Genomic DNA, 19,373 nt, shown 5'->3' with positions numbered 1-19,373 from the left:
TCGCGCCTTCGATTCTGCGTCCGGCCCACTGCTACGTTCGTGACACTCCGGCGCGCCACCGTGCCGTGCGGCCTTCGACCAGCGGCCGCCACGCCGGAGTCAGTCCGCGCACCGCACACACACCACGCGAGTTCCGGTATGCCCGCATGCCCGCTCACGTCTTTCGAGGAGCCTCAATGATGAGATCTGACCGTGCCCTGTCCCGCCGAAGCACTCTGGGCATCCGTTCCACCCTGACCGGGCTCACCCTGCTGCTGGTCTTGCTGCTGACCTTCTTCTTCCTCACCACGGGGCGGCTCGCCAGCGGCGCCGGAGAGCTCTCCGCCGGTGCTGTCCAGGTGCAGAACGGCTCCGTGAAGGTCGCCGGTGGCGCGGCGAAGCTCGCCGAGGGCGCCGAGGCCCTGTCGGTGGGCGCGGCCTCCGCGGCATCCGGAGCGACCGACCTCCAGGCCGGGGTGAGCCGGGCCAACACGGGTGCCGGCAGCCTGGCGACGGGCGCGGAGAGCGCCTCGGCCGGGGCAGGCACGCTCCTGGAGGGAGCGCTCACGAGCGTCAGCGGCAGCACCAGGCTCATGCTCGGCGCCGAGTCCGCCGCACGGGGCGCGGAGAGCCTGTCCACCGGCGCCGCCAGCGTCGCCACCGGAGCGAGCACTCTCGCCACCGGTGCCGGGGCGGCTGCGACCGGTGCGGCGACTCTCGCCGCCGGCGTCACCGCGGCCGGTACCGGCGCCACGAAGGTCTCCGCCGGCGCGACGACAGTCTCCGCGGGTGCGGCAAGCCTGGCCGGCGGCGCCGGCCAGGCTGCCGCCGGCGCAACGACGGCTCGTGACGGTTCGATCCTGCTCGCCGCCGGCACGGCATCCGCTGCCCAGGGCGCGGACCAGGCCCGGCGCGGGGCCGAGGCACTCGCACAGGGAGCAACCGGGCTCTCTACCGGGGCCGGCAGCGTGGCCGCGGGCGCCACGAAGCTGGATGCCGCCCTCGCCACCCTCGCCGGCCAGGTTGAGGCGGACACGATCAGCCGGGACGCCCTGCTGGCCACCCTCAAGGGACTGAGCTCTGCTGCCTCCACCCTGCGCACGGGCACCACGGGACTCGAGTCCGGGGCCGTGGCCCTTCGGGACGGTTCCGCCGCCCTCCGCGACGGATTGACGCCGCTGAGCGCGGGCACAGCGGTTCTGCAGACGAAATCCGCGGAACTGCGGGACGGACTCACCGCCCTCGCCAGCGGCATGGCCCAGGTGTCCGGCGGAGCCGCCCGACTGGCCACGGGCGCCGGCGCCCTCGCCACGGGAGCCTCCGAACTCCAGGTCGGCACGCAGGCGCTCACCGTCGGATCCGAACGGGTCGCGGCAGGCACCAGCGCGGTTTCCACCGGTGCGAGTTCCCTTCAGGGCGGCGTCGGCCGAGTGGCCGCCGGCGCCTCATCGTTGTCCGAGGGAGCGACGACCCTGGCAACGGGCGCCGTGAGCCTCGCCGACGGCGCAACCCGCATCTCGGTCGGCGCCGGATCACTGGCCGAGGGCACGCAGACCCTCGCGGCGGGGGCATCCACGCTGGTCCTCGGAACCACCGCACTCGAAACCGGGTCCACCGCCCTGGCCACGGGCACCGAGAAGGTATCGGCCGGATCCGGGACGCTCCTCGAGGGCGCGAACACGCTCGCTGCGGGCACCGCCGAGCTGAGTGACGGCAATGAGAAGGTGGCCGCGGGTTCCGGCCGGCTGGCCGATGGTGCCGAGACGGTGAGCTTCAATCGTGCGGCACCCTGGATCATCATCGTGGTCGGACTGGCCCTGGCGGGAGCAGCCGTCTGGCTGCTCCGCCGCCTGAGAATGGCTCGCCTCGGAATGGCGCGCTGACCGACGACAGGCAGGCGGCGGGGCCCGGATCAGTCGATCCGGGCCCCGCTCTGTTCGTTCCGCCACGATTTCGATGCAGTTACTGTATTTTTGTCTGTGTACCCACGGAATGCCCACCTCTCCCCCAAAAGGATCCCGACTCCCATGACAGTTCCCGTTCTCTCCGCCCAGAACATAGGCAAGTCCTATGGGAGCGGGTCCAACCGGTTCGACGCGCTCAAGGGCGTCTCCCTGGACATCCACGCGGGCGAATCGATCGCCATCGTGGGTAAGAGCGGGTCGGGCAAGTCCACGTTGATGCACCTCCTCGCACTGCTGGACAACCCCGACAGCGGCGCACTCCTGGTCGAGGGCACCGACGCCAGAAAGCTCAAGGGCAAGGAGGTGAACCGGCTGCGCAATCAGGACTTCGGCTTCGTGTTCCAGCAGTTCTTCCTCACCGCCAATGCCACCGTGCTCGAGAACGTGGTGCTGCCGCTCAAGATCGCCGGCGTCAGCCCCCGGGAACGCAAGGCTCGCGGAATGGCCGCGCTCGAGCAGCTGGAGCTGGCCGACAAGGCGAAGAACAAGGCGATGAACCTGTCCGGCGGACAGAAGCAGCGTGCCGTCATCGCCCGCGCCCTGGTCAACAACCCGAAAGTGATCTTCGCAGACGAACCGACCGGCAACCTGGACACGGCCACCGGAGCGGTCGTCGAGGACATCCTCTTCTCGCTGAACCAGGACAAGGGCATCACCCTCGTCATCGTCACCCACGACATCGAACTCGCGGCGCGCTGCGACCGCCGAATCTTCATCCGCGACGGACTCGAAGACACCGCCGCCCGACCGACCGGCCGCAGATCAGCAGGAGCACACGCATGAAGTTCATCGACATCGTCAAGACCGCGATCGCCAACAGCTTCCGCAGCAAGCTCCGCACCGGCCTGACCGTGATCGCGATCTTCATCGGCGCGTTCACCCTCACCATCACCAGCGGGATCGGAACCGGGGTCACGAGCTACATCAACACCCAGGTCTCCTCGATCGGGGCCGCGGACGTGCTGACCGTCTCGAAGACCAACGACGCCGCGGCGTCGGGCACGGGTCCCGCCCCCTACGACCCGGAGAAGGCCACCACGGTCAGCCTGGGCAACGGATCACGCCCGGGCAGCACCATCCAGGCCCTCACCACCAAGGACCTCGAGGCCATCAAAGACACCAAGGGAATCCTCGGCGTCGACCCGTCCGTGCAGGTGACGCCCGACTACATCCAGCACGACGGCGGCGGCAAGTTCGAGTTGACCGTCAATCCGACCGCCACGCTCACCACGGCCGATCTCGCCGCCGGCGCGCAGCTGGACAACGACAGCAGCACTGACCAGATCCTGGTGCCCACGACCTACCTCGACACGCTCGACTTCTCTTCCGCGAAGGCCGCCATCGGCCAGACCGTGACCATCGGCATCCGGGACTTCGCGGGGACCGTGCAGGAAGTCCCGGCGACCGTCGTCGGCGTGCAGAACGAAACCCTTCTCGGCGCCGGCGCCGGCCTCAACCAGCCGCTGACCGACCGGCTGCACGACATCGAGGTCGACGGCGCACCGGAGGCTTCCTCCCAGAGCTACGCGACCGCGACCGCCCGGTTCGACCCGAAGGCGTCCGAGGCGAAGATCACCGCGATCAAGGCGGACCTCGCCGACCAAGGCTATGCGTCGCAGACCGTGGCCGACCAGATCGGGTCATTCGAGACCGTGATCAACGTCATCATCGGCGTGCTCAACGCCTTCGCCGTGATCGCCCTGATCGCGGCCGGCTTCGGCATCATCAACACGCTGCTGATGAGCGTTCAGGAGCGCACCCGCGAGATCGGCCTGATGAAAGCCATGGGCATGAACGGCGGCCGCGTCTACACCCTCTTCAGCACCGAAGCGGTGTTCATCGGGTTCCTCGGCAGCGCACTGGGCGCACTCGTGGCGGTGGGCGTCGGTTCGCTGGTCAGCAACATCCTCGCGGACACCGTCTTCTCGAATCTCCCGGGCCTACAGGTCGTGCAGTTCGCGCCCAGTTCGATCGCGATCATCATCGGCGTGGTCATGCTGATCGCCTTCCTCGCCGGCACGCTGCCGGCCAGGGCCGCGGCCCGGCAGAACCCGATCGACGCTCTGCGGTATGAGTAGTCCCGTGCCCGATGGCCCGGCCGGGGCCGACGAGGGGCTGCGCGCCCGCAAGCGCGCAGCCACCCAGTCGGCCCTGGAACGGGCGGCGGTCTCGCTCGCTCTGGAGCACGGCTACGACAACGTCACCGTCGACATGATCTGCGAGGCCGCCATGGTCTCGCCGCGCACGTTCTTCAACTATTTCGGCACCAAGGAAGGCGCGTTCCTCGGCGGCACTCCGCCCGCGCCGACGGATGCCGAACACCAGGCGTTCGTGCACGGCACCAGCCGTGATGTGCTGGGAGACCTCGTCGGAATGATCGCCGACGCGATGGCCGACCACTCCCCCGACACGGACCTGCTCCGCCGGCGGAGGATGCTGATCGAGCGCACCCCGGAACTCCTCACCGGCGAGACGTCCCGCATCGCGGAGCTGGAGGAGCACCTGGTGAAGCTGGTGTTGGAACGCTTCGCGGTGCAGGGGCGCACCGAGGCCCGCACCCCCGACCTGGCCGACGAGGCGCGGATGGTCGTCTCCCTCGCCGGCAGCGTGATGCGCTACTCGATGCAGAAGTGGTTCTCCGGCGGTTTCACCGGCACCCCCGTCGAGCTGCTGCACCACTCCCTCGCCCTGGTGCGGCGCGTCGCCGGATCGATCGCTCCCGCCGCCCGTTGACGCCACCTCCCCACCGGACTCCCGGCGTGGAAGGTTCGTGGCGCACCCTGTGGACGCGGGCGCAGGGTAGAACCTGCGCCCGCGTCACCAGGGTGCGCCGCGACGGATGCCGGCACCACGGCCGAGCCCCGGGGTGGCGAGGCTACGCGGTGACCAGCTCGCGCCAGTCGGCCAGGGGCAGGCCGTGCGCTTCGGAGACGGAACGGTTCGTGACCCGCCCGGCGGCGATGTTGAGGCCGAGGGCCAGGGCCGGATCGCGCTCGAGGGCCGCCTTGACGCCCAGGTTGGCCAGCGCCAGCGCGTAGCGCAGGGTGACGTTGGTCAGCGCGTAGGTCGAGGTGTTCGGCACCGCGCCGGGCATGTTGGCCACGCAGTAGAAGATCGAGTTGTGCACGCGGTAGGTCGGGTCCTCGTGGGTGGTCGCGTGGGTGTCCTCGAAACAGCCACCCTGATCGACGGCGATGTCCACCAGCACGGAGCCGGACTTCATCCGCGCCACGAGCGCGTTGGTGACCAGTTTCGGGGCCTTGGCGCCGGGGATCAGCACGGAACCGATGACCAGATCGGCATCCGTCACCGCGATCTCGATCTCGTAGCTGTTGGACGCGACGGTCTTCAGCCGGCCCTGGTACTGCGCGTCGAGCTGGCGCAGGCGGTCGATGTTGATGTCGAGGATGGTGACGTCGGCGCCGAGGCCCATGGCCATCGCTGCGGCGTTCGTGCCGGCCACGCCGGCGCCGAGCACGACGACCTTGGCGGGACGCACCCCGGGAACGCCGCCCAGCAGCACCCCCTTGCCGCCGGCGGGTGCCATCAGGGACTGCGCGCCGACCTGCACGGCCAGCCGGCCGGCGACCTCGCTCATCGGTGCGAGCAGCGGCAGGGCCCGGTTGGCGGTCTGTACGGTTTCGTAGGCGATGGCGGTGACGCCGGCCTCGGTCAGGGCGCGGGTCAGTTCCGGCTCAGCGGCCAGGTGCAGGTACGTGAAGAGGATCAGGCCCTCGCGGAAGCGGTGGTACTCGGCCTCGACGGGCTCCTTGACCTTCATCACCATGTCGGCGCGGGCCCAGACCTCGTCGGCGGACGCGACCAGCTCGGCGCCGGCGACGTGGTACTCGTCGTCGTTGATACGCGAGCCGAGACCGGCACCCATCTCGATCAGCACGGTGTGGCCGTTTGCCAGGAACTCCTGCACGCCGGAGGCGGTGATGGCTACGCGGAATTCGTTGTTCTTGATTTCCTTGGGTACACCGATGATCATGATCGACTCCGTTGCTCGGGGAACGCTGTGGCTGAGGCCGCCGGGCCCGGTTTCGACGTCGGACCAGCGGCGGGGTCAAGACTAGAACCACGTTCACTCCCCCGGCCGGCCGGCGTCCGGCCCGGACCGAGTGCGGAGCCCGTCCCAACCGGCCCGATCCGCGCGGAAAACAGCGAACTTGCCTTTTTGTTCAGGGGTTTTTCTGTCATCTCCGCTGGAAGGGAACGGCCGTTCCGGCGCAAACCGAACGACCGCCCGGATTGTCACTCGACAAATGTCGAACGTCGGGACGGCAAACGTCGCCTGATGTCCGTTCCACGCCCCGTCGGGCATCTAGCATTGACCCACATGAACAGCGCGGAGATCGAAGACCTGGTGGAGGCCCTCGCGGCCGCGCTCGACCGCGCCCTCTCGCTGGAAGACCTCGACGGCGGCCTGCTGGCCTACAGCCGGGACCAGCCGCTCGCCGACAGTGTGCGCGTCAACTTCCTGCTCAGCAAGAAGGTCCCGGCGGACGTCAGCGCCTGGCAGCTGCACCACGGCATCGCGACCGCGGTGCGCCCGGTCGTGGTCCCGGCCAACGTCTCATTGGGCATGCTGGGGCGGGTCTGCGTGCCCCTGATGGTGCGCGGGTTCCGCGTCGGCTACCTGTGGGCGATGCAGGGCTCGCACGACGAGTCCCCGGCCGAGATCCTCGGGGCGTTGCCTGCCGTGCGCGGCCAGCTCGACCGGCTGGCCGAGACGCTGCTGGACACGAAGACCGCCGAATCCGAGCACCGCCGGCAGCGCGAGGCGCTGTTCCTGGCGGCCTGCGACGCCGACACGGCCGCCATCGAGGAGCTCGCCGGCTGGCCGCAGGTGCATGCCGCCGGGCCCTGGCACCTCGCCACCCTGTTGCCGCGACCCGACGAGCCGGCGACAGCACGGGACGGCACGGCGGTCGACCCCGCCGCCGCGGTCCTGCTGCAGCGCATCTCGGCCCTCCAGGCCACCGTGGGCATCGACGCGGCCCGGTTCAGCGCCGGCACCGAGACGCATACCGTGGTGCTGCTGCGGGATTCCCCGGGAAGGGTGGTGCACACCGAGATCCTGCACCGGTACCGGGCCGAACTGGCCCGGCGCGGCGGCCGGGCCCAGCGCCCCGACCTGCTGGGGTTCAGCGAAGCGTTCCACGACCTCCGACGCTTTCCGGATGCCTACGTCCAGTCCCGCAAGGCGGTGCAGGCCGCCGCCGTTGACGCCCGACTGGGCACGATCGCCGACTTCCGGCAGATCGGCGTGTACCAGTTCCTCGCGGCCAGCAGCCGCAACCTCTCCCCGGTGGAATCGGTCTACTTCGCGGAGCTGCGGGACTTCGACGCCAACCATGAACTCCTGCCGATGCTTGAGCTGCTCTACGACACCGACGGTTCCGTGCAGGATGTCGCGGCAACGCTGCACCTGCACCGCAGCAGCATCTACAACCGGCTTGCGAAGATCCGCACCCTGATCGGGGTCGACCCGCTGGGCGGCCAGGTGCGGCTCGAACTGCACCTGGCCATGAAGGCCGCCCGCTGGTCGCGCCGGCCCCGGATCTAGCCGACGAGCGCCGCCTTCTCGGCGCGGGCCTCCGCCCGCCACTCCTCGATCCGGGCCTGCTGCAGCGGAGCCTTGCGGTTCACGTACCAGGCGCCGCCGAGCCCGAGGAACCAGAGCGGGGCCACGACCAGGGCGAGGCGCGTGTCATCCGCCTGACCGAGCGCCCAGAGCATGAAGGCGAAGAACGCCAGCACGACCCAGGGCATGAACCGGGCGCCGGGCATCCGGTACGTCGAGGCGGCGTGCAACTGGGGACGGCGGCGGAGGAAGGCGAGGTAGCTGACCATGATGATGGACCAGACGAACATGGTCAGCACCGAGGCCACCGAGGTGACGAGAGTGAAGGCGCCCATGAACGAATCACCGGTGTAGAGCAGCACCAGCCCGGCGAGCAGGAAGATGCACGAGAACAGCAGCGCGTTCCGGGGAACCTGGCGGCTGCTCAGCGTGCCGAACGCCTTCGGGGCGTTGCCGTCCTGCGCGAGGCCGTAGACCATCCGGGAGGTCGAGTAGATGCCCGAGTTGGCGCTGGAGGCGGCAGAGGTGAGCACGACCAGGTTGACGACGATGGCCGCGACTCCCAGCCCGGCCAGGGCGAACATCCCGATGAAGGGACTGCTGCCGGGGTCGATCGTGCGCCACGGGTTGACCGCCATGATGATGACCAGGGCGCCCACGTAGAACAGCAGCAGGCGCACGGGGATGGTATTGATGGCCCGGGGCAGGTTCTGCTCCGGGTCCTTCGTCTCCGCCGCCGCCGTGCCCACGAGCTCGATGCCGGCGAACGCGAAGATGGCGATCTGGAAGCCGAGCACGAAGCCGGCCACGCCGTGCGGGAACATGCCGCCGTCGTTCCAGATGTTGTCGAGGCCGGCGACCGCGCCGGAGGGCGAGGTGAAGTGGGTCGCGATCATGACCACCCCGGTGCCGATCAGGGCCAGGATGGCGAGCACCTTGACCAGGGCGAACCAGAACTCGGCCTCGCCGAAGGCCTTGACGCTCGGGAGGTTGAGCAGGATCAGCACGACCGGTGTGAGCAGCGCCGGGATCCACAGCGGAGTGCCCGGCGCGAGCACGTCGACGTACCCGGAGATGGCCACGATGTCGGCGACGCCGGTGACGACCCAGAACGCCCAGTACGACCAGCCGGTGAAGAAGCTCGCCCACGGCCCGAGCAGGTCGCCGGCGAAGTCGCTGAAGGACTTGTAGTCGAGGTTGGACAACAGGATCTCGCCCATCGCCCGCATCACGAAGAACAGCATGAAACCGATGGTCATGTAGACGAAGATCACGGATGGCCCGGCGAGGGAGATCGTCTTGCCCGCCCCCATGAACAGGCCCGTGCCGATCGTGCCGCCGATGGCGAGCATCTGGATGTGCCGCCGGCTCAGGGAGCGGGCGAGGTGGGGAACGCCGTGGGAGTCAGGGGCTTCGTTGTCGGTACGTGTGGTTGCGCCTGGCGCGGCGGTGCGTTCGGTCATGTGGAGCAACACTAGGGCCTTTCGGGGCACCTCCGGTGCACTTCGTGTGCCGGACGAGTCCCTACGAGAGGATGTCCTTGGTGGCGAATCGGCTGTAGGCGAGCGCCCCGAACACGGCGATGTACCCGGCCTGGAGCAGCGCGTTGTCGCCGAACGATGACAGGTCCATCGGCTGCCGCAACAGGTCGGCGAAGCCCAGCCAGTAGTGACTGAAAAGCCACGGATGCAGCCACGCCAGCTGCGGCAGCACGTCCAAGATCTGGGCGAGAACCGACACCACGACGGTGGCGGCCATGGCGCCCACGGGCACGTCGGTCAGGGTCGAGATGAACAGCCCGATCGCGGCGAACCCGAGCAGCGACACGGTCACGTACAGGGCGATCAGCGCCGAGCGCAGCAGCGAATCGGCCACACCGATGGTGTCTCCCGACAGGAGGGTCACGGGGCCCACGGGGAACAGGGCGGCACCGATGAGCGTGCCGGCCACCGCCAGGGTCAGGGTCGCGACCAGGCAGAACATCGCGACACCGGCGTATTTAACGAGCAGCAGCCGCACCCGGCCGGCCGGGGCGACGAGCAGGTACCGCAGGGTGCCCAACCCGGCTTCGCCCGCGATGGTGTCCCCGGCGACGACCCCGATGGTCAGCGGCAGGAACAGCGGGATCGCCACGATCATGGCGGTGAACGCGACGAACAGGCCGTTCTGGGTGACCCGGTCCAGGAACGGCGGCCCCTCCCCCGGCGCCAGCGTCTCCGACGACAGCCGGACTGCCACGGCGAGCAGGATCGGGATGAGGGCGATGGCGACCAGCATGGCCCAGGTTCGGCGGCGCCGGAACAGCACCGTCAGCTCGGAGCCGAGCAGGTCCCAGCCGGCGGAACGCGGCGCACTACTGGACGACATCGAAACCCTCCCCGGTCAGTGCGACGAATCGTTCTTCCAGGCTCGGTTCCTCGATCGAGAAGGCACGGATGCGCACCCCCGCGGCCACGAGGGCCGAGACCAGGGATTCCGGCTCGTTGATCAGGTTCTCCACCGTGTCACGCTCGAGCGGGGCCATAACCCAGGGGTCCTCGTCCGGCACGTCCGTGCGCCGGGGTACGAGTCCGAGGCGCGACAGCACGCCCTGCGCCGCCGCGGCATCCGGGGTGCGCAGCCGCACCAGGGTCTCGCCGACGTGGCGGAGGTCGGCCAGCGTGCCCTGGGCGACGAGGGTGCCGGCGCTCATCACGGCGGCGTGGGTGCACATCTGCTCGACCTCCGCCAGCAGGTGGCTGGACACGAACACCGTGGTGCCCTCGGCCGCGAGCGACCGCACGAGACTGCGCACCTCACGGGTGCCCTGCGGGTCGAGTCCGTTGGTCGGCTCGTCGAGCATGAGCAGCTCCCGCGGCTGCAGCAGGGCGTTGGCGATGCCGAGGCGCTGCTTCATGCCCAGCGAATAGGCGTGCACCTTTTTGCCCGCCGCGTGGGTCAGCCCCACCCGGTGCAGGGCCTCGTCCACCCGGACTCGCCGGGTGCGCGAGGGGGCGTGGCGGTCCGCGGTGTCGAACCGGCGCAGGTTGGCCGCCCCGGACAGGAACGGGTAGAACGCGGGGCCCTCGACGAGCGCGCCCACCCGGGGCAGCACCTCGTGCAGCCGGGACGGCATGTCCTGGCCCAGCACGCTGATCTGCCCGCTGGTGGCCTGGGTCAGGCCCAGCAGCATCCGGATGCTGGTGGTCTTCCCTGACCCATTGGGACCGAGGAATCCGAAGACGGACCCCCGCGGCACCGCCAGGTCGATGGCGTTGACGGCGATCTGCTCGCCGAAGCGCTTGGTGAGGCCCCGGCTCTCGATGGCAAGGTCGAGGGCCGGGGTGACGGGCGTCACTGTGCGCTGGTCACTGTGCGCTGTTCACTGGGCGCTTGCGGCGGCCTGGAGCTGGTCCACGGGGACCGATCCGGCGAAGAACCGGCCGTCGTCGGCCAGGAACACGTTGACCAGCGAGGTGGACAACAGCCGCCCGCCGTCAACCTTGGTGGCGACTTCGGACATCAGCGGGTTGTCGCCGAGTTCGGGGGGAACGGATGCCGCGGGAATCTCGACGATGGCGTCCCAGCCGGTGCCGGTCACGACGGGCAGTCCCTCGGTCGGGACCTCGGGCCTGGCCGTGTCGGGCGCGGCAACATCGGGCGCGGCGTGGTTGGCGGGCGTCTGCGGCAGCGCCAGTTCCTTGACGGTGGCGCCAGCCGGCGGGGTGAAGTCGAACAGGTCCGCGGAGGGAGCGCCGTAGTCCACGCTGCTGAAACCGACCTGGAAGGCCGGGTCCTTCTGGCCGGCGGCCCGCACGCTGACCTGAAGCGGCATTCCGGTCTCGGAGTCGACCGAGATCGAGACGGACTCCACCAGGGTGTCCGTGGCCTTGGGCGTGAGTACGAGTTCGTAGACGGTGCGACCGGTGACCCGGCCGTCGGTTCCGACCGTGACCACGGTGCTCGGGTCGATCTCACTCAAAAAGCGGTCCGCCAGCTGCGACGGCGTCGACACGTCGGCCGGGGCCTCTGCGTCGAGGGCGGCCATTTTGTCTTTCATGCTCGCTGCGGCGCCGGCGGGAATGGCCAGGTGAGCGGCGGTGTCGGTCTCGGAGTCGTAGAGCCAGGCGTCGCTGCCGTTGCTGACGATATTGCGCTCCGCCATGCGGTCCTGGATCTGGACGCGAACCTTGGCGGGCCCGTCAGTGCTTCCGTCAGTAACGCTTCCGTCAGCGGCGCTTCCGTCCACGTAGACCCGGGCCGTGTGCAAGCCGCTGAGCAGCTCCAGCACGGAGGAGAGGGCGCCGCTCGCCGCGTCTCCGGAACCGGACGCGCCCTGCTTTCCCGCCTGTCCGGACATCTCGGCCCCGAGGTCGATCGCGGGCAGACTGAGGTTCGCCGTCTTCTCCACGGTTCCGGAGAACGCCGTAACGGTGCTGTCGCTGACCATCAGGAGCACCTGCTGGGCCGTCTTGTCGGGCAGGTCTACGGCGGCGCCGGCCTGGAGCGGCACAGCGATCACGCCCACGGCGATCACGGCCGGAACGACGACGGCGGGAAGCCACTTGATAGATTTGTGCGACATGATCAACGACCTGTTCCGAGACGAATCATGCCTCGATGCTACGCCGCTGCGCTACCGATCCGGCCGGTTCCGCGCTGAGAGGTTGCCCACAAAGCGCGGCGAGCGCGTCGAATTCGTCGGGCTAGGAGAGCCCGGCGCCGCCCTCTGCGAGGAACGAGAGTCGGCGCAGCGTCTCCACGTTTCGCACCCCGATGACCGAGTCGCGCAGGAACAGGGGCACAAACCGGCCGGGGCCGGCGGTGGCATCCTCGGTGAGGCGCACGACGCATCCGTCGCCTCGGGCCTTCACGTCCAGAGCCACGTGGGCCTCGCCGATCGGCCAGCCCCGGGCCTTGAAGAGCGCGTGCCGGGGCGGGTCCCACTCCAGAGCAGATGTGGTGTCGTCAATCAGGGCGGGCCAGACTCCGACGGAGTGATGGATGGCGCTTCCCTCTTTGGGCCACGTGGCGTCGACGTCCCGCATGCGGGAGGCTCCGACGACCCAGCTCGGGTACAGCCATCCGTCTGCCAGAACGGCGAAGACGTTCTCGGGCGGGCAGCTCATGGTGCGGTAGTTCACGGCCACGGTGTCACCTTTTTCGGTTGGATGGGGAGAGATCGGGGGCGGTGCGCACCCCGAGGTCATGTCGCAGGGCGCTCAGGGCCGCGTGCCAGCCGGCCAGGCCGTGCACGCCGGGGCCAGGCGGCGTGGACGACGAGCAGAGGTACACGCCGTTCAGGGGCGTGCGCCACGGGTCCGGGGAGAGGACCGGGCGGCGCACGAGTTGGGTCAGACTCACCTCGCCGGCCGAGATATCACCGCCGATGTAGTTGGGATTGTGCTGTTCCATCTGCGTGGCGGTGCGGCCGGCGCTGGCCAGGATGGTGTCCCGGAAACCCGGGGCGTATCGCTCGATCTGGCGCACGGTCGCTTCGGTTTGGTCGATGGTGGAGCCGCGCGGAACATGGGTGTACGCCCACAGGGTGTGCCGACCGGCCGGTGCGCGGCTGGGGTCGATGACGCTGGGCTGGGACACGAGCACATACGGATCCTCGGCGTGCCGACCGCGGGCGACGGTGTTCTCGGCTCGCCGGATCTGCGCCCGAGTGCCGCCCACGTGTACGGTGGCCGCCGCCCGCAATCCGGCCGCCTGCCAGGGCACCGGATCCGACAGGGCGAAGTCGACCTTGGCGACGCCGTTGCCGTACCGGAAGGCGCGCAGCCGTCGCGCGTAAGCGTCCGGCAGCTCGCCCTCGGCGAGCCGCAGTAGCGCCCGAGGTGTGAGGTCGAGCATCACCAAGCGGGCTGGCGGCAGGTCGCTCAGCCGACGCACCTCGGTGGACGTGACGATCTCGCCACCGTGAGCGAGCAGGTCGTCGACCAGCGCGGTCACGATCGCCCCACTGCCGCCGACCGGGATCGGCCAGCCGCCGGCGTGCGCATACGTGGCGAGAGTGAGGCCGGCACCGGCGGTGGCGATACTGGGCAGTGCCCTCATCGTGTGTGCACTGACGCCGGTCAGGAGGGCGGGCGCGGTTTCGCCCGAGAAGCGCAGGTCCCAGAGCGGGCTGCCCTGCTCGAGGGAGCGCACGCCGAAGCGCAGTGCGGTGGCCGGATGCTTCGGCAGACGCAGAAGCTGCCCCCCGGTGAACTCCGCCACCTGCCCGGAATGCGCTACGAGAGGCGCGAAGAGCCGGTTCCAGGCCGCGCCGTCCCGGCCCAGCTCGGCGACGGTACGGGACAGGCTGCGGTAGGCGAGGCCGGCGCTGCCGCCCGGCAGAGGATGCCCGTAGGAGACCTCCGGGACGGCCAGTTCGATCCGGTCCGCGAGCCCGAACCGCTGAAAGAACTCCGAAGCCAGCGCAAGCGGGTGCACGGCCGAACAGACGTCATGGTGGAAGCCCGGCAGGGTCAGCTCCGCGGTGGCGGCGCCCCCACCGACGCTGTCGGACTTCTCGTAGACGCGCACCGAGAGTCCGGCCCGGGCAAGGGTAACCGCGGCGGCGAGGCCGTTGGGACCGGAGCCGACCACGATCGCGTCGACCTCCGGCATTCCCCGCTGCACGGTCCCCATGTCACTCTCCACTCGTCATGGCCACAGTCTCCCCCATTACGGCGAGAATCGCGTGTACGGCCTTCCAGAGCTCTGGCGTGCGCTTCTCCAGATGTTGTTCGGGGTGTTCGTGACACGCAAAAGAAGGTGTTCACACGGACGGCTCTGGCGGCTCAGCAGAACAGGATCAGCGCCTCGCCCTGCCCGCCGCCACCGCAGAGCGCGGCAACGCTGCGTCCTCCGCCGCGGCGCCGCAGCGCGAGTGCGGTGTGCAGCGCGAGGCGCGCGCCTGATGCGCCGACGGGGTGGCCGAGAGCGATCGCCCCGCCCTCCGTGTTGATCGCCTCCGGGGACACCCCGAGGTCGTCGGCCGATTGAAGCACAACGGAGGCGAACGCCTCGTTGATCTCGATGACGTCGAGGTCACCGACGGCCAGGGATTGGCGCCGAAGGGCCTGGGCGATGGCTCGGGAGGGCTGGGAATGCAGCGAGCCGTCCGGCCCCGCCACCTGACCGGCGGCGCCGATCTCGGCGAGCCAGGGAATCCCCGCGGCCAGGGCCCACGCCTTGCTCGCGACCACGACCATCGCGGCGCCGTCGGTGAGCTGCGACGAACTGCCCGCTGTGACGTTGCCGCCCTCCGCGAACGCGGGCCGCAGGCGTGCGAGCGTCTCGATCGTCGTGTCGCGGCGGATCCCATCATCCGCCGCGACGAGGACAGGGCCACCACGACGCTGCGGGACCGAGAGGGGAACTATCTCCTCGGCGAGGATCTCCGCGTCCTGCGCCGCGGCAGCGCGCGAGTGCGAAAGCGCCGCGAAAGCATCCTGGCGCTCCCTCGGGATCCCCCGCGTCACGTTGCCCCGGTCCGTCGCCGTCCCCATGAGCAACCGATCGAACGGGTCGACCAGGCCGTCGTGATTGAGGGAGTCGACGAGGGCGCGGTCGCCGAGCGGAGCCGCCCGGCGGGAGCCGAGAAGCAGGTGCGGCGCGTTGCTCATGGATTCCTGGCCACCGGCGACGACGACCTGGGCCTCACCGGTGCGGATGAGTCTGGCCGCGTCGATGATCGCGGTTAGGCCCGACAGACACAGCTTGTTGACTGTCACGGTCGGGACGTCCCAGCCGAGGCCCGCCCCGATACTCGCCTGGCGTGCGGGCCCCTGGCCCGCCCCGGCCTGGATCACCTGGCCCACGATGACGGCGTCGATCGCCGCAGCGGGGACGCCCGTTCGATCGAGCGCGGCCCGGATGGCATGTGCGCCGAGCTCGGCGGATTGAAGGGAAGCGAAGGCGCCATTGAAACGCGCGAACGGGGTTCGGGCGCCTCCGATCAGGACGGGCGTGGTTGCGGGGTCGCTCATGGTTGTTCCTTTGCGAAGAAGGGGTGAGAAGGTGGCGGGAGACGCTGGCTAGGCGAAGGCGGAAAACCCGGTGATGTCGCGACCGATGATGAGAGCCTGGACCGTCTCGGTGCCTTCGTAGGTGTGCAGTGCCTCGATGTCGGAGAAGTGCCGCGCTACGTGCTCCAGTGCTCGATCGGCACGCCCCGCGCAGAGTCACGAGGAATTGTGCAAGCCTGCTATGAAATGGCGTGCCATGTCAAGACACTCCGTCCCAAACGGACGCGCCGACGTGAGCAATGGTCCAGTGACCGGCTTGACACGGGGCACAAAGACTCCGAAACTTAGTGCTCGGAGTTGACACTCCGTGTCACACAGCGCCCAGTTCAACCCCATGACACACAACAAAGGAGTTGCAGCCATGTCCTCGACCGCATCACGTCCCACGACAATGTCCGTCGCCACGATCGTCTCGGAGTCCGCACGCCGCCAGGGCGGCAAGACGGCGCTGATCGTCGGCGACGAGACGGTGAGCTACGCCCAACTGTGGGATCAGGTTCGCGCCTATGCGGGAGGACTCCGGGATCACGGTGTCGGCAGGGGCGACCGGGTCGCCATCCTGATTCCTAACGTCGCCGACTTCCCCCGCGCCTATTACGCCATTCTCGCCCTCGGGGCGACGGTCATCCCGATCCACGCGCTCCTCGGCGCCGACGAGATCGAATATGTGCTGAGGGACAGTGGTACTCACACCGTCGTCGTCCATGCCGGGCTCCTCGCTGCGGGCTCTCGCGGCGCGGTCCAGGCGGGTGTCCACGTGCTGTCCGTCGGAGAGGCTCAGGGCAACGGGACGCAGACGCGGCTCGAAGACCTCGCGGCGAAGGCGACGCCCATCGACGACATCACCCCGACCGACCCCGGTGACACCGCGACGATCCTCTACACGAGCGGGACGACCGGCACCCCCAAGGGAGCGGAGGGCAGCCACTTCTCGCTGATCGAACAGGTCAACGCTCTTCTGATCTCAACCTTCGATTTGCGATCCAGCGACACCATTCTCGGCACCCTCCCCCTCTTCCACACTTTCGGGCAGACCTGCGTCCTGAATGCGGGTCTGAGAATCGGCGCAACCATCGTCCTCGTCCCGAAATTCGACGGAGACACGGCACTCACCCTCCTCAATCAGCACGAGGTCGACGTCTTCTTCGGCGTCCCGACCATGTACATCGCCCTTCTCGACGCGGCGACTCGCAACCACGAGCGCCCACGACGGCTGCGCTATGCGGTCTCAGGGGGTGCCTCTATCCCGCTGGCCGTCATGGAGCGCTTCAACGACGTCTACGGCGTCGAGATCCACGAAGGATACGGACTCACCGAGACGTCCCCCGTCGCGACCTTCAACCACGTTGGCGTCGCGCCGCGGCCCGGCTCGATCGGAACGCCGATCTGGGGCGTCGACGTCGAGATCGCCCGCGCGGATGTGGAAGACACGATCGAGCTGCTTCCGCGCGGCGAATTCGGGGAACTCGTCATCCGCGGCCACAACCTCATGAAGGGATACCTCAACCGTCCGGAGGCGACGGAAGCGGCAATCGTCGACGGTTGGTTCCGGACCGGCGATCTCGGGGTCAAGGACCAGGACGACTACATCCGGATCCTCGATCGAAAGAAGGACCTGATCATCCGCAACGGATACAACGTCTACCCGCGGGAGGTCGAAGAGATGCTGTCCCGGCACCATGAGGTCGCGGCAGTCGCCGTCTTCGGAGTCCCCGACGAGGTTCGCGGCCAAGAGATCGCGGCGGTCGTCGTCCGCGTCCACGGTGGCACCGTGACCCCCGAAGGAATCATCGAGTACGCCAAGGAACGAATCGCGCCCTTCAAGTTCCCGAGGTTCGTCGAGTTCGTCGACGCGTTCCCCCTGAACTCCAGCGGCAAGGTCCTGAAGGGAGAACTCGTCGCGCGGTACGCGGACAGGCTCCGCCTGGACGCGTGATAGCTTCAACGTCATGGTCGATGACCCGATGAGACGACAGAGGCCGTCCGATGCGACCACAGTCGCGATCGCCCTTCTCTCGACGAGGGGATACGAGGCGACGACCGTCGAAGAGCTCGCCGACGCCGCCCAGATCAGCCGGAGCACGTTCTTCCGCCGTTTCGGTTCGAAGGAAGACGTGGTCTTCGCCGATCACGACTACCTGCTCGAGCGCCTCTCCGCCTATCTGGACGCCGCCTCGGGCGACCCACTCGAGGCGCTGAGGCATGGTGCACGAATCGTCCTGGACCATCACCTCTCCCGCCGGGAGGCGTCGCTCACCAGACATGAGCTCCTGCAGCGCAATCCCACTCTACGTGACCGGGAGCTTGTGAGTTCCCATCGGTATGAGCGGGCTTTCGCGAGCTACCTCCGCGAGGTCGTCCCGGGCGCATCCGAACGCGGCTGGGCGATCACGGCGCTCGCGGCGGGAATCGTTTCCGTGCACAACGACATGCTGCGGGCGTGGCTCAAACGCGCCGAGATCCCCGCGACCGAAATACTCGACACGCAGCTGCGCAGCCTGTGCGGCCTGTTCAGCCCTGTGCTCTTCCCGGATCCGAATGAGCGCGCCGCGTCGTCGCGTGTCGTTGTCGCTGTCTTCGATCGCGACATCGGCCCGGGCCGGGTCCTCGCCAGAATCCAGTCGGCGATCGACGGAGCGGTTGCGTTCTGACGGGCTGTTTGCGGGCCTCGGTCCAGGCCGCCCCATCCGCGGAAACATGCGCGATCAGGGCGGATCGTTCCTAGCCGAGGGCATCGAAGAACGTGCCCAGAGTCGCCTTGTCCGTTAGGGGCGGGCGTATCGAGCCTTCGATCGGGAGGGGAAGGCGGAACACGTGGCGCGGACTCGCGGTTATACCCTGCAACTGACGAACAAAATACCCCAGGGGGTATGTTATTCTCGATTCCGTCGAGCAAGATCAAACGAAAAGGAAATTGCCATGTGCTACCAGATCACGTGTTCAAACTGCAAAAAGGCGACGTGGGACGGCTGCGGCCAGCACATCGAGGACGCGCTCTACGGAGTTGCGCAGTCCGATCGCTGCACGTGCGCAGATGGCTCCTGACGGACCTGATTCATCAGGCCGTTCCACAACCCTGTCCCGGGCGGCCATCGTGCGCGTCCGGATCCGGGCGGCCTACGAGTGGTCGGCGCTGCTCGGCGACACGTCTTCGTGTGCCCTTGCGAAGGACGGCCGCTCGCACCCCGCAGCAAAATTCGCTGAGGGAAAGGCGGCAGCTCTGGGCGAACTGTTGCGACGGGTTGCCGACGACACCGATCCCGGCGGGATCGTTGCCTCAGCCACTGCCGTGAAAATCCGCTGGTCAAACCAGCCGATACCCGTCACCTGACCGGACCGTGACTGGGAAGCCTACCGCGCGGGCGGAATCCAGGCCCTGACGGAGCTCAGTTCTCAGAAGGAGCTTACCGAACATCAGGGAACAGCCTCATGACCAGCGAGGAACGGCCGGTCATCGGCGAACTGGTCGATGGAATCGACATTCCCGTCGTCAACGAACGCGCAGCTCGGGCATCCGCCGGTCTGCTTTTTCTCGGCGGCATCGTTGCCCTGCGAAAGAGCATCGGGAACTGGGATCACACCATGAATCCTCACTCGAACAGAGGTCAGAACATGCGTCGTTTCGCGAAGCCAGGCTCGTGTTCGGTCTCGGCTTGGCCGTCGTGCTGGGGTGCACGTTCAACGCTCCCAACACGGAGAGGACAGTCGCGCAGATCCGAGTGGTTCCCATTCTCAACGATCTGAGCTGCCGCGGAGATTTCGGACAGCGGAATTAGTGTTTTCTTCTACGCTGCCAGGGCTGGCTGTTGATAACCATAGTGGACTTCGTTGGGTCTGCGG

The 19,373-nt window shown here is 68.5% G+C and carries 17 protein-coding genes; 8 read left to right on the top strand and 9 right to left on the bottom strand.

Annotated elements, in window-relative coordinates; all coding sequences use genetic code 11:
- Positions 1 to 176: 176 nt before the first annotated feature.
- The 4 genes from E3O49_RS16170 (at position 177) to E3O49_RS16155 (ending at position 4,676) form a co-directional block, all read left to right on the top strand.
- The gene (locus tag E3O49_RS16170) at positions 177 to 1,862 is read left to right on the top strand and encodes a YhgE/Pip domain-containing protein (RefSeq protein WP_134368208.1); all 1,686 of its coding nucleotides are present in this window, start codon (positions 177 to 179) and stop codon (positions 1,860 to 1,862) included.
- 144 nt (positions 1,863 to 2,006) lie between these two features.
- Positions 2,007 to 2,726, top strand: coding sequence for an ABC transporter ATP-binding protein (locus E3O49_RS16165; protein WP_134368207.1), 720 nt, complete (start codon positions 2,007 to 2,009; stop codon positions 2,724 to 2,726).
- Complete coding sequence (locus E3O49_RS16160; RefSeq protein ID WP_134451895.1) at positions 2,723 to 4,021, top strand: ABC transporter permease; 1,299 nt, start codon at positions 2,723 to 2,725, stop codon at positions 4,019 to 4,021. The genes E3O49_RS16165 and E3O49_RS16160 overlap by 4 nt, the downstream gene beginning before the upstream one ends.
- The gene (locus E3O49_RS16155) at positions 4,014 to 4,676 is read left to right on the top strand and encodes a TetR/AcrR family transcriptional regulator (protein ID WP_134368205.1); all 663 of its coding nucleotides are present in this window, start codon (positions 4,014 to 4,016) and stop codon (positions 4,674 to 4,676) included. The genes E3O49_RS16160 and E3O49_RS16155 overlap by 8 nt, the downstream gene beginning before the upstream one ends.
- A 142-nt stretch (positions 4,677 to 4,818) precedes the next feature.
- On the opposite strand, the gene ald is transcribed toward E3O49_RS16155, so the two are convergent.
- Complete coding sequence (gene ald / locus E3O49_RS16150) at positions 4,819 to 5,937, bottom strand: alanine dehydrogenase (protein WP_134368204.1); 1,119 nt, start codon at positions 5,935 to 5,937, stop codon at positions 4,819 to 4,821.
- Positions 5,938 to 6,285: 348 nt separating this feature from the next.
- On the opposite strand from ald, the gene E3O49_RS16145 reads away from it, so the two are divergent.
- Complete coding sequence (locus tag E3O49_RS16145) at positions 6,286 to 7,515, top strand: PucR family transcriptional regulator (RefSeq protein WP_134368203.1); 1,230 nt, start codon at positions 6,286 to 6,288, stop codon at positions 7,513 to 7,515.
- Here E3O49_RS16145 and E3O49_RS16140 read toward each other — a convergent pair.
- The 7 genes from E3O49_RS16140 to E3O49_RS16110 form a co-directional block, all read right to left on the bottom strand.
- The gene (locus E3O49_RS16140; protein ID WP_134368202.1) at positions 7,512 to 8,996 is read right to left on the bottom strand and encodes an amino acid permease; all 1,485 of its coding nucleotides are present in this window, start codon (positions 8,994 to 8,996) and stop codon (positions 7,512 to 7,514) included. The genes E3O49_RS16145 and E3O49_RS16140 overlap by 4 nt on opposite strands.
- A 61-nt stretch (positions 8,997 to 9,057) precedes the next feature.
- On the bottom strand, positions 9,058 to 9,900 hold the full coding sequence (locus tag E3O49_RS16135; RefSeq protein WP_134368201.1) for an ABC transporter permease: 843 nt from the start codon (positions 9,898 to 9,900) through the stop codon (positions 9,058 to 9,060).
- Positions 9,887 to 10,870, bottom strand: coding sequence for an ABC transporter ATP-binding protein (locus tag E3O49_RS16130; RefSeq protein WP_134368200.1), 984 nt, complete (start codon positions 10,868 to 10,870; stop codon positions 9,887 to 9,889). The genes E3O49_RS16135 and E3O49_RS16130 overlap by 14 nt, the downstream gene beginning before the upstream one ends.
- A gap of 24 nt (positions 10,871 to 10,894) precedes the next feature.
- Positions 10,895 to 12,097, bottom strand: coding sequence for a LolA family protein (locus tag E3O49_RS16125; RefSeq protein WP_134451894.1), 1,203 nt, complete (start codon positions 12,095 to 12,097; stop codon positions 10,895 to 10,897).
- 121 nt (positions 12,098 to 12,218) lie between these two features.
- Positions 12,219 to 12,662, bottom strand: coding sequence for an SRPBCC family protein (locus E3O49_RS16120; protein ID WP_134368198.1), 444 nt, complete (start codon positions 12,660 to 12,662; stop codon positions 12,219 to 12,221).
- A 4-nt stretch (positions 12,663 to 12,666) separates the two neighbouring features.
- Positions 12,667 to 14,130, bottom strand: coding sequence for a phytoene desaturase family protein (locus tag E3O49_RS16115; RefSeq protein ID WP_134368230.1), 1,464 nt, complete (start codon positions 14,128 to 14,130; stop codon positions 12,667 to 12,669).
- 173 nt (positions 14,131 to 14,303) lie between these two features.
- Entirely contained in the window at positions 14,304 to 15,494 is a 1,191-nt protein-coding gene (locus E3O49_RS16110) for an acetyl-CoA C-acyltransferase (protein WP_134368197.1), read from the bottom strand.
- 400 nt (positions 15,495 to 15,894) lie between these two features.
- Here E3O49_RS16110 and E3O49_RS16105 point away from each other — a divergent pair, with 400 nt between their 5' ends.
- From E3O49_RS16105 to E3O49_RS16095, 3 genes are all read left to right on the top strand, one after another.
- Positions 15,895 to 17,469: a long-chain-fatty-acid--CoA ligase gene (locus tag E3O49_RS16105; protein WP_134368196.1), complete on the top strand. Its 1,575-nt coding sequence runs from the start codon at positions 15,895 to 15,897 to the stop codon at positions 17,467 to 17,469.
- Between the two features lie 28 nt (positions 17,470 to 17,497).
- The gene (locus E3O49_RS16100) at positions 17,498 to 18,184 is read left to right on the top strand and encodes a TetR/AcrR family transcriptional regulator (protein WP_160141139.1); all 687 of its coding nucleotides are present in this window, start codon (positions 17,498 to 17,500) and stop codon (positions 18,182 to 18,184) included.
- A gap of 443 nt (positions 18,185 to 18,627) precedes the next feature.
- Entirely contained in the window at positions 18,628 to 18,864 is a 237-nt protein-coding gene (locus tag E3O49_RS16095; protein WP_134451893.1) for a hypothetical protein, read from the top strand.
- Between the two features lie 83 nt (positions 18,865 to 18,947).
- On the opposite strand, the gene E3O49_RS16640 is transcribed toward E3O49_RS16095, so the two are convergent.
- The gene (locus E3O49_RS16640; protein ID WP_160141138.1) at positions 18,948 to 19,112 is read right to left on the bottom strand and encodes a hypothetical protein; all 165 of its coding nucleotides are present in this window, start codon (positions 19,110 to 19,112) and stop codon (positions 18,948 to 18,950) included.
- Positions 19,113 to 19,373: the final 261 nt, after the last annotated feature.

The sequence above is a fragment of the Cryobacterium shii genome (genome assembly GCF_004402595.1).
In the GTDB taxonomy this organism is placed as follows: domain Bacteria; phylum Actinomycetota; class Actinomycetes; order Actinomycetales; family Microbacteriaceae; genus Cryobacterium; species Cryobacterium shii.
This window is presented reverse-complemented; position numbering and strand designations above follow the sequence as displayed.

Bases quoted from the DNA above. Each gene is read 5' to 3' on its own strand.
- E3O49_RS16170 (WP_134368208.1), top strand. From the start codon at position 177: ATGATGAGATCTGACCGTGCCCTGTCCCGCCGAAGCACTCTGGGCATC.
- E3O49_RS16165 (WP_134368207.1), top strand. From the start codon at position 2,007: ATGACAGTTCCCGTTCTCTCCGCCCAGAACATAGGCAAGTCCTATGGG.
- E3O49_RS16160 (WP_134451895.1), top strand. From the start codon at position 2,723: ATGAAGTTCATCGACATCGTCAAGACCGCGATCGCCAACAGCTTCCGC.
- E3O49_RS16155 (WP_134368205.1), top strand. From the start codon at position 4,014: ATGAGTAGTCCCGTGCCCGATGGCCCGGCCGGGGCCGACGAGGGGCTG.
- ald (WP_134368204.1), bottom strand. From the start codon at position 5,937: ATGATCATCGGTGTACCCAAGGAAATCAAGAACAACGAATTCCGCGTA.
- E3O49_RS16145 (WP_134368203.1), top strand. From the start codon at position 6,286: ATGAACAGCGCGGAGATCGAAGACCTGGTGGAGGCCCTCGCGGCCGCG.
- E3O49_RS16140 (WP_134368202.1), bottom strand. From the start codon at position 8,996: ATGACCGAACGCACCGCCGCGCCAGGCGCAACCACACGTACCGACAAC.
- E3O49_RS16135 (WP_134368201.1), bottom strand. From the start codon at position 9,900: ATGTCGTCCAGTAGTGCGCCGCGTTCCGCCGGCTGGGACCTGCTCGGC.
- E3O49_RS16125 (WP_134451894.1), bottom strand. From the start codon at position 12,097: ATGTCGCACAAATCTATCAAGTGGCTTCCCGCCGTCGTCGTTCCGGCC.
- E3O49_RS16115 (WP_134368230.1), bottom strand. From the start codon at position 14,130: ATGCCGGAGGTCGACGCGATCGTGGTCGGCTCCGGTCCCAACGGCCTC.
- E3O49_RS16110 (WP_134368197.1), bottom strand. From the start codon at position 15,494: ATGAGCGACCCCGCAACCACGCCCGTCCTGATCGGAGGCGCCCGAACC.
- E3O49_RS16105 (WP_134368196.1), top strand. From the start codon at position 15,895: ATGTCCTCGACCGCATCACGTCCCACGACAATGTCCGTCGCCACGATC.
- E3O49_RS16100 (WP_160141139.1), top strand. From the start codon at position 17,498: ATGAGACGACAGAGGCCGTCCGATGCGACCACAGTCGCGATCGCCCTT.